This is a genomic window from Neobacillus drentensis, assembly GCF_021560175.1.
Taxonomy (GTDB): domain Bacteria; phylum Bacillota; class Bacilli; order Bacillales; family Cytobacillaceae; genus Neobacillus; species Neobacillus drentensis_A.
In genome coordinates this window covers 4,541,160-4,553,380 of sequence record NZ_CP091110.1, presented here as the reverse complement: position 1 = coordinate 4,553,380, position 12,221 = coordinate 4,541,160, and the positions used below count along the sequence as shown (strand labels likewise).

General features: G+C 38.8%; 12 protein-coding genes. 8 read left to right on the top strand and 4 right to left on the bottom strand.

Features of this window, described 5'->3' with window-relative positions; genetic code table 11:
• The first annotated feature begins 13 nt into the window (after positions 1–13).
• Positions 14–370, top strand: a complete 357-nt coding sequence (locus L1999_RS21680) for a DUF4190 domain-containing protein (protein WP_374104058.1) — start codon at positions 14–16, stop codon at positions 368–370.
• A gap of 73 nt (positions 371–443) precedes the next feature.
• Here L1999_RS21680 and ispG read toward each other — a convergent pair whose 3' ends face one another.
• The 3 genes from ispG to L1999_RS21665 form a co-directional block, all read right to left on the bottom strand.
• Positions 444–1,559: a flavodoxin-dependent (E)-4-hydroxy-3-methylbut-2-enyl-diphosphate synthase gene (ispG, locus tag L1999_RS21675; protein WP_275677193.1), complete on the bottom strand. Its 1,116-nt coding sequence runs from the start codon at positions 1,557–1,559 to the stop codon at positions 444–446.
• Between the two features lie 179 nt (positions 1,560–1,738).
• Entirely contained in the window at positions 1,739–2,068 is a 330-nt protein-coding gene (locus tag L1999_RS21670; RefSeq protein ID WP_235740457.1) for a hypothetical protein, read from the bottom strand.
• 85 nt (positions 2,069–2,153) lie between these two features.
• Positions 2,154–2,921, bottom strand: a complete 768-nt coding sequence (locus L1999_RS21665; RefSeq protein WP_235740456.1) for a DUF1189 domain-containing protein — start codon at positions 2,919–2,921, stop codon at positions 2,154–2,156.
• Positions 2,922–3,066: 145 nt separating this feature from the next.
• On the opposite strand from L1999_RS21665, the gene L1999_RS21660 reads away from it, so the two are divergent.
• Positions 3,067–3,549 (top strand): DUF456 domain-containing protein, encoded by a 483-nt coding sequence (locus L1999_RS21660; protein ID WP_235740455.1) that lies wholly within the window; start codon positions 3,067–3,069, stop codon positions 3,547–3,549.
• A 59-nt stretch (positions 3,550–3,608) separates the two neighbouring features.
• On the opposite strand, the gene L1999_RS21655 is transcribed toward L1999_RS21660, so the two are convergent.
• Entirely contained in the window at positions 3,609–4,304 is a 696-nt protein-coding gene (locus L1999_RS21655; RefSeq protein WP_235740454.1) for a Crp/Fnr family transcriptional regulator, read from the bottom strand.
• 367 nt (positions 4,305–4,671) lie between these two features.
• Here L1999_RS21655 and L1999_RS21650 point away from each other — a divergent pair, with 367 nt between their 5' ends.
• The 6 genes from L1999_RS21650 (at position 4,672) to pstB (ending at position 12,220) form a co-directional block, all read left to right on the top strand.
• Positions 4,672–5,280, top strand: coding sequence for a superoxide dismutase (locus tag L1999_RS21650; protein ID WP_235740453.1), 609 nt, complete (start codon positions 4,672–4,674; stop codon positions 5,278–5,280).
• A gap of 109 nt (positions 5,281–5,389) precedes the next feature.
• On the top strand, positions 5,390–6,607 hold the full coding sequence (locus tag L1999_RS21645; protein ID WP_235740452.1) for an MFS transporter: 1,218 nt from the start codon (positions 5,390–5,392) through the stop codon (positions 6,605–6,607).
• A 574-nt stretch (positions 6,608–7,181) separates the two neighbouring features.
• Complete coding sequence (locus tag L1999_RS21640) at positions 7,182–9,284, top strand: peptidoglycan D,D-transpeptidase FtsI family protein (RefSeq protein WP_235744426.1); 2,103 nt, start codon at positions 7,182–7,184, stop codon at positions 9,282–9,284.
• A gap of 289 nt (positions 9,285–9,573) precedes the next feature.
• Positions 9,574–10,494, top strand: coding sequence for a phosphate ABC transporter permease subunit PstC (gene pstC / locus L1999_RS21635; RefSeq protein WP_235740451.1), 921 nt, complete (start codon positions 9,574–9,576; stop codon positions 10,492–10,494).
• Positions 10,494–11,381 carry a phosphate ABC transporter permease PstA gene (gene pstA, locus L1999_RS21630; RefSeq protein WP_235740450.1) on the top strand — a complete coding sequence of 296 codons (888 nt, stop codon included), beginning with the start codon at positions 10,494–10,496 and terminating at the stop codon, positions 11,379–11,381. The genes pstC and pstA overlap by 1 nt, the downstream gene beginning before the upstream one ends.
• A 47-nt stretch (positions 11,382–11,428) precedes the next feature.
• Positions 11,429–12,220, top strand: a complete 792-nt coding sequence (gene pstB, locus L1999_RS21625; RefSeq protein ID WP_235744425.1) for a phosphate ABC transporter ATP-binding protein PstB — start codon at positions 11,429–11,431, stop codon at positions 12,218–12,220.
• Position 12,221 lies beyond the last annotated feature (1 nt).

The following is a 12,221-nucleotide window of genomic DNA, read 5'->3' as shown; positions in this document are numbered from 1 at the left end:
CACTTCTTATTCCTTGAAGAAGTCAGAGAATACACCTGAGATTGGTGCTTCTGTTCCGATCAGATCTTCTCAATACCGAGAAGAATCGGCAGCTGAAATTGCTGCACCTGTTCCTGTTGCACTGCGGAAAAATCAAAACAATACGCAGCAGCAGCAGAAAGCTGGAGCTGCCGCTGGAACAGGGATTGGTACCCTTGCCTTAGCGTTATCGATTTTATCACTGTTTGTAATGCCTATACTATTTGGTGCTGCAGGTATTGTGTTAGGGTTTGTAGCGAGGAGTAGAGGTGCCCAAGGTCTTGGTGCGTGGGCAATTGGTATTGGAGCCATATCAATTGTTGTCGGTATCTTTATTCTTCCGTTCTTTTAACAGTAATGCTGCATAGGAGCTAGACAAACGGACAAAAAAAGAAACCCGGTAGTCATACCGGGTTTCTTCGCGTTTAGTTTCTATTTAACAACTTTTCTTCTTCTGCCTTTTTGCGGAAATATTCTTCAGCGACTTGATCAATTTCCTTCTTAAGTTCCTCAACCATTTGTGCTTCTGGAACTTTGCGGACAATTTCGCCTTTCCTAAACAATAATCCCTCACCACGGGCACCGGCAATGCCGATATCCGCTTCACGTGCTTCGCCCGGACCATTTACAGCACAGCCTAATACTGATACTTTAATCGGAGCTTTTATGGTGGAAATATATTCTTCAACTTCATTTGCGATACTGATTAGGTCAATTTCAATTCTTCCGCAGGTTGGGCATGAAATTAATGTTGCTGCATTAGAAGAAAGCCCAAATACTTTTAAAAGCTCGCGGGCAACTTTCACTTCTTCCACAGGGTCGGCGCTTAAAGAAATCCTTAATGTATTTCCTATCCCTTTACTGATAATCGCACCTAATCCCGCTGCACTTTTAACAGTACCGGAAAAAAGTGTCCCAGATTCAGTAATACCTAAGTGTAATGGATAATCGAAAGCACGTGCGGCTTTTTCATAAGCTTCGATAGCTAAGTTAACATCAGATGCCTTCATCGAGACAATAATATCATGGAAATCTAAATCTTCGAGAATTTTAATATGGTGAAGTGCACTCTCTACCATACCATCAGCTGTTGGATATCCATACTTTTCAAGAATTTTCTTTTCTAGAGATCCAGCATTTACTCCAATTCGAATCGGGATTCCACGTTCTTTCGCTGCTTTTACAACTGCTTCGACCTTTTCACGTTTACCGATATTCCCTGGGTTAATTCGAATTTTATCAGCACCGCCTTCAATGGCCTTAAGTGCTAATTTATAATCAAAATGAATGTCGACTACTAGAGGGATATTAATTCTTTTCTTGATTTCAGGAATGGCATTTGCCGCCCGTTCATCTGGACATGCAACCCGGACTATTTGACAGCCTGCTTCTTCCAAGCGTTTAATCTCTGCAACGGTCGCCTCCACATCGTGCGTTTTCGTTGTAGTCATACTTTGAATAATGATTTCATTGCTCCCGCCAATTGTTAAATTTCCTACTTTAATGGGCCGGGTTTTGGTGCGATGTATGATTTCACTCACGTGTAATTCGCTCTCCTTCAAATATGGATTCGAATCTCAATAAATTCGATCTATTGCCGTCATAACGGTCAGTACACTCGAATGTTCTCTCAAACAGAAGAATCTATAGTCCTGCTTGGAGGTTCATCTTATTGTATCAGCCATGTGCTATTTTTGACAAGATTTACGATATATCCTCTTTATTTTGAGTAATCAGGAAAATGATATGTAGAGCCAATTTGAATTTTTTCCGGGGACTTACCCCCATTTAATGTTTGAAAGTCCTCGATTAAGTCAGGGATGGGAACAGGAAGTGATTTATTGATTCTATGCTCAACAATGGAAATCACTGTATCACCTGGTTTTACTTTTGCATCAAAAGAAGGTAAATCTGTTTTAGATGGGATGCTTTGCTCGACTTTTGCGTCTACAGGTTTAGGGGTGGAGGTTGGAAGAGTGCCGACTGTTAGATCGTAATAAATAACGTATAGGACTAAGAAAGCTAGTAGAATGCCGAATAATTTTTTCATGGGACAAGCCTCCAGAAAGAATGTTTGTACATTCGTATGCTTGTCCACATTAAATTAGACCAAAAAAACGTCCGTTTAAGGACGTTTAGTTTGCATTTTTAGGTTTTGGAACTTCCTTAATAGCCAGGAATAACACAATGATGACTACAAACCAATTAATTAAGAAACTGTTCGGAACTATAGTTTGAATAGCGGTCATGATGGTGAAGAATAAGGTTGGCAAAGTTTCACTATAAGCTGCCATTCTCCATAATTGCCGGTAATTAAGCTTACGATTTCCTTTTAAAGCAAGCCCGATAAACGCTAAAACAGATATTTCAATAAAACTGGCTGCGCTTGAGAAAATATAAATGAACAGTGATACAACAGGAATAATAATCCCTTTCATTCCGCCGATCGTATCAACAAAATTTAGCAGGTCGCTATTGGTAATATGTATATCATTCATCATCGAATATGGATAGGTCTCAACGTTGCCGCCGGAGGACAATGCAAATCCATCCTTCAATAATGCGAATGCATTTCCTTCCTCTGCTACGTCATCTCCAGATATTGCACCAGTAGGATCAATAATAATGGTAAAGTTGTCTTTATCGATTGTAACCGGCACTTCTGTTTTGGCTGTCAGCTGTCCATTTTTAATGGAGAAAGAAGGAGCTTCGTCTTTTATAATTGTTTTTGCAGCGTCAATTCCCTCTATGAGCGCCGTACTAAAATAAATAATAGATGGCAGGATGGAGATGAAGGTTAAGAAAAATACATATAGAATCGTTTTGCCAATCCCTTGAAAACGAAATAGGGCAATATCCCTTGGGGAATAAATACTTTTATAAAATTGTTTGAAGATATTCATAATAACCACCTTTTAATGAAACATGATAACAAGACACACATCCTATTGTAGCCTGAGTCATTGAGATATACAAGAATGTAGAGGTTAATGAAACCATTTTGAGGGTAAACCGTAAAATAGATAAGAAAAAAGAAGGATGGGACGGATGGAAATTGTTTATTGGAGTATCATAAGTATTCTTTTTATTGTTGCGTTTGTTGGCCTGGTATACCCGATTATTCCGAGTGTGTTATTTCTGCTGGCTGGATTTATACTGTACGGTGTGTTCTTTTCATTTGGGGCTTTTAGTTGGTTATTTTGGCTTATCCAAGGTTTATTTGTCGTATTATTGTTTGCAGCTGATTATGTAGCAAACCTCATTGGAATCAAAAAATATGGCGGCTCCAAGGCCGGGGTTTGGGGAAGTACGATAGGAATTTTAGCAGGCCCGTTTGTTATTCCAATTTTCGGAATTTTAATTGGTCCGTTTATTGGGGCGATAGCAGCGGAGTTAATAGTGAACAAAAGAGGATTTACTGAAAGTGTGAAAGTAGGATTTGGTTCGGTCATTGGGTTTATAAGCAGTGTAATCACAAAAACCATTATTCAAGTCATAATGGTTGGCTATTTTTTTATCCTTGTACTATAAAAAGCCACTTGATAACCAGGTGGCTTAGTGTTCAGCTTCTTTGATTTCCTTTTAAGCTGTTAATTAATTCCGCAAATTTCGGACGGACAGTTTTGGCAATCCACTTCCGTTTTTAGATAAGCTAAGTTCTTTATCGTGAATTTTTGATTTTCATATAGAATGATGTCTTTTTCTCGGAGTTCTTTTAAGGCACGTTGGATAACTTCTCTAGTTCCATAGGTTAAGTTGGCAAGTTCCTGATGGGTTAAGGGCAAGTCAATTAATATACCGTTTTCCGTTTTAACTCCGTAAGTTTTGGATAACCGGATCAGGATGGAAAATAAACCACCTTTTTTGCCATTCATAATTAAGTCCTGACATTTCATTTGGGACTTTAAGTAACCAGTGCTTAACCATTCAACCAAAGCAATCATCGCTTCAGGGTCCGTTACTATAAATTCTTCAAATTGTTCTTTTTTTATAGCAAGTAATTCACAGTCAGACAGAGTCTTGGCGTAAAACTGATAGTGGGGATTTGGCTTAAAAAGCTGATACTCCACAATTAATTCCTTGTCATCCAAGACTTTTAAAATAAATTCCTTTCCGCGTAAATGAACCCTTCCTAGTGCAATACTTCCTTTTAGATTTAAGTAGATATATTCTACGGGATCTTTTTCGTGAAAAAGGACGGTTCCCGCTTTTACCTTTTGGACTGGCTCATTTTTTTGGAAAAATTGTACCAGTAAAGTATATATTGAAATGCTTGTAGTTTGCATATTTGGCCCTCCTTTTTACCCCTTCAAATTGATTAAAATCCTTTAATAACAACCTGTCAATAAGGCATTGACGCTGATTTGGAATTGTTTTTCCGCAGTATGATAAAAATCGTTGACAGGATGCTAGTTTGATGAATCATGACAATTTTACGAATAATAGTTAGGCTTTAAATTCTTCCCCTTTTTATTGGTATAAAAATTTGATAAAAGGAAATTGTATTTATGTTGGGTATAAGCATTTTATTTGAAAGGAAAAACCAACTTTGGTATCTTTTAAGTAAAGCTTTAGAAATATTCTTATAAATCGTAATGGTTGTAAGCTTACCTAAAGCCCCAAAAAATAATACGTACATAGGAGGAATTAATAATGGCATTTGAATTACCAAAATTACCTTATGCAGAAGATGCACTAGAACCACATATTGACAAAGAAACAATGAATATTCACCACACTAGACACCACAACACTTATGTGACAAATCTAAATAATGCATTAGCAGGAAACGAAGAATTGCTTTCTAAATCAGTTGAGGAAGTTATTTCTAATTTGGATGCGGTTCCAGAATCTGCACGTACAGCTGTGCGCAATAATGGCGGCGGTCATGCTAACCACTCTTTATTCTGGCAAATCCTTTCTCCAAATGGCGGCGGTGCCCCAACTGGTGAATTGGCTGACGCAATCACTAGCAAGTTTGGCAGCTTCGATAATTTCAAAGAAGAGTTTGCAAAAGCAGCAACTACACGCTTCGGCTCTGGCTGGGCTTGGTTATCTGTAAACAATGGTGAATTAGAAGTTTCTAGTACTCCAAACCAAGACTCTCCATTAATGGAAGGTAAAACTCCAATTCTTGGCCTTGATGTTTGGGAGCATGCTTACTATCTAAAATATCAAAACAAACGTCCTGATTACATTTCTTCGTTCTGGAATGTTGTAAACTGGGATGAAGTTTCTAAGCGTTATAGCGCAGCGAAGTAATGGAGCGTTTAAAAGGCAGCATTAGCTGTCTTTTTTTCATGTGTTTTAATTTGTATAAGAACCTTATCCTTGATAAAGACTACCCTTATGACAAAGGGGAGTTTTTTTTATGGCAAAAAAATTTAAGATTTTGGGTGACGTAGAATTAACGAAGGATTTATCACTTTTGCTGATCATTGGCGGACTGTATTCATTGAGTGTTGCTTTATCCAACACATTTGTGAATATTTATCTTTGGAAGCAAACGGGACAGTATTCCGATATTGCCCTATATAACCTCTCAATAGTCGTATTGCAGCCGTTAACGTTTATCTTGGCGGGGCGGTGGGCGAAAAAAATCGATCGAGTGATTGTGCTGCGGATTGGTGTCATTTCTTTAGCATTGTTTTATCTTGCTGTATTGATTACCGGCACAAATGCTTCTACTTACTTACTTTTACTAGGCGGACTGCTTGGAATTGGTTATGGCTTTTATTGGTTAGCTTATAATGTGTTGACCTTTGAAATTACCGAACCAGAGACCAGAGATTTTTTTAATGGGTTTTTAGGGATATTATCTTCCGCAGGCGGCATGATTGGTCCAATTGCAGCCGGTATTATCATTACAAAATTTGAAGAATTTACCGGATATTCGTTTGTTTTTGGATTGTCACTAGCATTATTTGGTTTGGCAGTGTTTATGAGTTTTTCACTAAAACCGAGGCCTGCTTCCGGCCGGTATTGCTTTAAACGGATTATTGAGGAAAGGAAACAAAACGAAAATTGGCGTTTTGTAACAAATGCTCATTTTGTTCAAGGGTTACGAGAGGGGACCTTTGCTTTTGTTATCTCTGTTTTTGTCTACATTTCAACCGGAAGCGAAATGTCTTTAGGGACATTTGGTTTGATTAATTCCGGAATATCCTTTGTTGCTTACTATTTTGCGTCACGATTGATAAAGAAAAAATTTCGTAAAAAAGCCATTCTAATTGGTGGGATTATCCTCTATGCTTCAGTTATGCTAATTATTTGGGATTTAAATTTTGTGAAATTATTATTATATGGAGGGATGATTGCAATAGCGTATCCACTATTGTTTGTTCCTTATAGTTCAACTACATATGATGTAATTGGGTCAGGATGGAAGGCAGCAGAAATGAGGATAGAATATATTGTTGTCCGGGAAATATACCTGAATCTCGGCAGGATTATTTCGATTTTGGCTTTTCTTGCAGCAGTTACTTGGTTTAATGAAGAACAAAGTATTCCAATACTGTTATTCTTTTTAGGTGCAGGTCATTTATTAATTTATTTGTTCATGCGAAGAGTTCAAATACCTGCTGCATAAAAACGGTGAGTATAATACGAGAGCACTGGAAAATCCCCTTATTGTGGATGTAATTTGGCTGTTGATTTCCGCTCCAGCCGGCTTCGCTTTCCGCGGGCGTGCCGGGGAGCCTCCTCGGCGCTTAAGCGCCTGCGGGGTCTCCCCTGTCCCGTACTCCCGCAGGACTTTGATTTTACATCCTCGAATATGCCCACGCACGAAGGAAATGCGATAGCATTTTCGAGGAGTCTTCGCCGCCTTCCGCTCCAATCAACAGGGTTCTTTTACTTAGTCTAAATTAAAAAAGGTATAATTTCTCATGATTTAAGAGAATTATACCTTTTTTGTTGTTACTTTAAAATTCTTAATAAACCGAAGGTCTTTCAATGCCCTCTTTAATACTCATCGTTTTTTTGTAGCCATGAAACGATTTGGTCCAGGATTTTTAACAAAATTGGTAAGGGTTATTCATAGATAAATAGGACATTTTCCTTTAAAATAAAGAAAGTTATGTAAGCTTTGGTAAAGGAAGTGTCTATAGATCTTGAATCTTAAAAAGAAAAAGAAAAAAACACATGTCCCGTTTCGTTTAAATATGGTGTTTTTTGTTGTATTTATCCTTTTCTCCGTTCTTATTCTTCGTCTTGGAGAACTGCAAATTGTCTTTGGTGATGATTTTAAACGGGAAATCCAACGAACGGAAGATATTACCGTGAATAACCCCGTACCGAGAGGGAAAATGTATGACCGTAATGGCAGCACAATTGTAGATAATAGTCCGCTAAATGCGATTACCTATACAAAAAGTCAAAATGTGACACAAGAGGAAATGCTGGATACCGCCGCAAAATTAGCAAAAATTATCTCGATGGACACCTCCAAAGTTCCGGTGCGAGACAAAAAGGATTTTTGGATAATGAAACATCCAAAGGAAGCGAAGAAAAAAATTACGAAAAAAGAATGGGCCTTATATAATCAGAAAAAATTAGATGATAAGGAAATTTACCAATTACAGCTGGACCGGGTTACTGATCAGGAAATTAACAGCATTCAAGGTGAAAAACTTGAAACACTTGCCATCTATAGCAAATTCAATAGTGGCTATGCATTAACCCCGCAAATTGTTAAAAATAAAGATGTAACAGCTGAAGAGTTTGCCAGCGTGAGTGAGAATCTAGAAAATTTGCCTGGCGTCGATACAACCACAGACTGGAAACGTGAGTATGCATTTGGTGATACTTTGAAATCTATTTTAGGGGATGTAACTTCCTCTGAAGCTGGGATCCCGAAAGAGCAATTAGATAAGTATCTCGCTCACGGATACAGCCGAAATGACCGCGTGGGGAAAAGTTATTTAGAATTAAAATATGAAGATGTTCTCCATGGCCAGAAGGCAAAAGTGAAGACTGTTACTGACAAAGCAGGGAAAGTCCTTTCGACTGACGTTGTTTCGGAAGGGAAGCGAGGGGACGACCTAGTCTTAACGATTGATATGCAGCTTCAACAGCAGGTAGAAAAGATTATTGAAGAAGAAATGTGGTCTGCTAAAAGTAAACCTAATACTGGTGTTATGGATCGTGCCTTTGTCGTTGTCACGAATCCTAATACAGGTGAAATATTGTCGATGGCCGGAAAGCTAATTGGTAAGGATAGTAATGGTAAGACGGTTATGAAAGACTATGCTAGTGGTACTTTTACCAGCTCCTATAACGTGGGGTCAGCGGTGAAAGGGGCTACCATTTTAACTGGTTATCAGACTGGTGCGATTAAACCGGGTTCCTACCAACTAGATGAACCGTTAGTGATTAAAAATACTCCTATAAAGAAATCATGGAAAACATTTGGCACCATTAATGACCTAAGAGCCTTACAGGTTTCTTCCAACGTCTATATGTGGAAAACCGTTATCGCAATGGCACATGGAAAGTATGTACCGCATGGTACGCTTAATATGGAAACGGCAAAGACCTTTAATACGATGCGGCAATCTTTTAGCCAATTTGGACTTGGAACACGAACCGGAATTGACCTTCCAAATGAAATGAGCGGTTTCCAAGGAACAGAGAATATCCCGGGTAAACTTCTTGACTTTGCCATTGGCCAGTATGATACTTACACACCGATGCAGTTAGCACAATACGTTTCGACGATCGCTAATGGCGGTAATCGTGTCCAGCCTCATATCGTCAAAGAAATTCGCGAACCAGTAATGGATAGTAATAAATTAGGACCAATCGTTGAAGAAATGGAACCTAAGGTTCTAAATCGTATTGATATGAAAGATGCTTGGATCAAACGGGTTCAAGAAGGCTTCCGAATGGTTATGCAAGTTGGCGATGGGACAGCCACTAGTACCTTTAGGAGTGCACCCTACAACCCTGCAGGAAAAACTGGAACTGCGCAGGCGTTTTATGATGGTTCAGATAAAACCAAACGAGGAACAGAAGTCTGGAATTTAAGTCTTGTCAGCTATGCACCTGCGGATAATCCTGAAGTAGCTATTGCTGTAGTTGTCCCTTGGGCCTACGCAGGCAGCAGTGGTCCAAGTATAAATAACTTAATTGGCCGCCGAGTTATGGATGCTTATTTTGACTTGAAGAAAACACGTCAACTAACAGATGGTGTTTCAGGGTCTGAGCAGCAAGCAGACCCAAATGCAGCAGATTCTACTCAAACTACGCAACTAATTGGACAATAGATTAATATTCTCATAGCCACCTGTCATTGATAAGACAGGTGGTTTTTTTTATTTCGTTCAACTTTACAATATCTAAACATAGATTTACAAAACCTTTACATACGATTAAAACTCCGTTTACACTTAGGGTTTATGCTTGTATATGTAAGAGAAAACAGGAACAAGGATGAAAGTAGAACGTGATACGGAAAGAAATTAAAAAGATTTATAAGTTGATAGTTAATTGAATGACTGGGTAAGTGTGGAACTGCATTTACCCTCTTATGACGTATATAGGGGTGTTGCTGCAATGGAAAAGATCGTACCAGCTAGGGAAAGATTGTTAAAGTCCGGAAAAAATCGGATGGATGGAGAAGTTCGTGGAAAGATTCTTGTGTTATTATGTGCGGTGATTATGATTTCTGCCACCATTTCGATTACCATCTTCCTTGGCACAAAAGGGCTGCAATCATTTATTAAGAATGGTGTTAATTTTATTGAGTTCTTAACCAGTATCCACTGGAATCCTACCGATAAAGCTAATCCAGAGTATGGAGTCTTACCGTTTATCTTCGGATCTTTTGCTGTTACCTTTTTATCAGCAATTGTTGCGGCACCATTAGGAATTGGCGGTGCCATATTCATGACAGAAATTGCACCTTCATGGGGACGAAAAATATTACAACCAATCATTGAGCTTTTAGTTGGAATTCCATCCGTTGTTTATGGATTCATCGGGCTTACAGTTTTAGTTCCTTTTATCAGAGAACATGTGGGCGGATTAGGATTTAGTTTGCTTTCAGGGACGATTGTGTTATCCATCATGATTTTACCAACGATTACGACCATTGCGACAGACGCAATGAGTTCATTACCAAAAAGTTTACGAGAAGGATCCTATGCTCTTGGGGCAACACGTTGGCAAACGATCCGCAAGGTTCTTATTCCGGCTGCTTTGCCCACCTTGTTGACTGCCGTAGTTTTAGGTATGGCAAGGGCATTTGGAGAAGCTTTAGCTGTCCAAATGGTAATCGGTAACGTTCGAGATATACCAACAAGCCTATTGGATGCTTCAGCAACTTTAACGACCATTATTACCTTAAATATGGGACACACCACTTACGGAAGTGTTGAAAATAACACACTTTGGTCGATGGGTCTTATTTTATTAGTTATGTCGTTTGCGTTTATTCTCCTGATCCGTTATCTATCATCGAGGAGGAAGCTGTAATGAATAGCAAAACTGCTGACCGATTAGCCACAGGAGTATTTGTAGCGATTGCCATTATTATTATTTCTATTTTAGTTGGACTATTTTCCTATATTTTAGTGAATGGCCTAAAACATGTATCACTTCATTTTTTAACCACACCTTCAAGTAATGTACTTGCAGGGGGAGGAATTCGCGATCAATTATTTAATTCCTTCTACGTTCTGTTTATAACGATGTTAATTACCGTTCCACTTGGTGTAGGTGGTGGAATCTATATGGCGGAATATGCAAAACCGGGGAAGGTCACCGATATGATCCGTTCATGTATTGAAGTCCTTGCTTCTCTGCCATCGATTGTTATTGGGATGTTTGGTTTATTAATGTTCGTTAATTTAACCGGATGGGGTTATACGATTTTGGGCGGTGCTTTAGCATTAACGGTATTTAATCTTCCAGTGCTAGTGCGGGTGAGTGAGGATGCGATTCGTGCTGTTCCCCGCGATTTAAAAGAGGCAAGTCTTGCCTTAGGGATTACGCATTGGCACACGATTAAAACGGTTATTTTACCAAGTGCATTTCCATCCATTTTAACTGGTGCCATTCTTGCTGCAGGAAGGGTATTTGGTGAAGCGGCCGCATTGCTATTTACGGCTGGTCTATCGACACCAAGGCTTGATTATGCTAACTGGAATCCATTTTCTGATCAATCCCCACTTAATATTTTTCGTCCTGCCGAAACGCTAGCTGTACACATTTGGTCAGTCAATACACAGGGCTTAATTCCTGACGTTGAAGAAGTTTCAAATGGTTCTGCCGCCGTGCTGGTTATTTCAGTTTTACTATTTAACCTCTTAGCAAGATGGATTGGCAGCATGATTCATAAAAAAATTACAGCAACTAAATAAAGGGCAGGTGAAAATGGATGGTTACGACTCTATTGGAAAAGGAATCTATGGAACAAACATTTGAAACAACCGTCCCGTTCCAAATGGAAAATATCTTAAAGGTAAATAATTTGGAAATATTTTATGGAGAAAAACGCGCCGTAAATGGCATTTCAATGGATATAGAGAAAAATGCGGTAACTGCATTAATTGGACCGTCTGGCTGTGGGAAGTCAACATTTTTGCGAAGTATCAATCGGATGAATGATCTAATTCCAGGAGCAAGAGCCGAAGGTGAAATTCTTTATGAAGACCTAAATATCTTATCCGACCAAATCAATGTAGTCGCATTAAGAAAAGAAATTGGTATGGTATTTCAAAAGCCCAATCCGTTTCCAAAATCTATCTATGAAAATATTACCCATGCATTGAAGTTTAGCGGCATTAAAAAGAAAAGCCTGCTTGATGATCTTGTACAAGAAAGTCTAGAAAAAGCAGCCTTGTGGGATGAGGTAAAGGACCGTCTCTATAAATCTGCTCTTTCACTTTCGGGTGGACAGCAGCAACGTCTTTGTATAGCAAGGACGATTGCGATGAAGCCGGCAGTTATGCTCCTTGATGAGCCATCATCCGCATTAGACCCCATTTCCAATGCAAAGGTAGAAGAGCTGATTGTTGACTTGAAAAAGGATTATTCGATTATTATTGTTACCCATAATATGCAGCAGGCTTCCCGTATTTCCGATAAAACAGCGTTCTTTTTAAATGGAGATTTAATTGAATTTGATTCTACTGAAAAAATCTTTACCAATCCTTCCGTAAAAAAGACTGAAGAATATATTTCTGGAAGATTCGGATAAG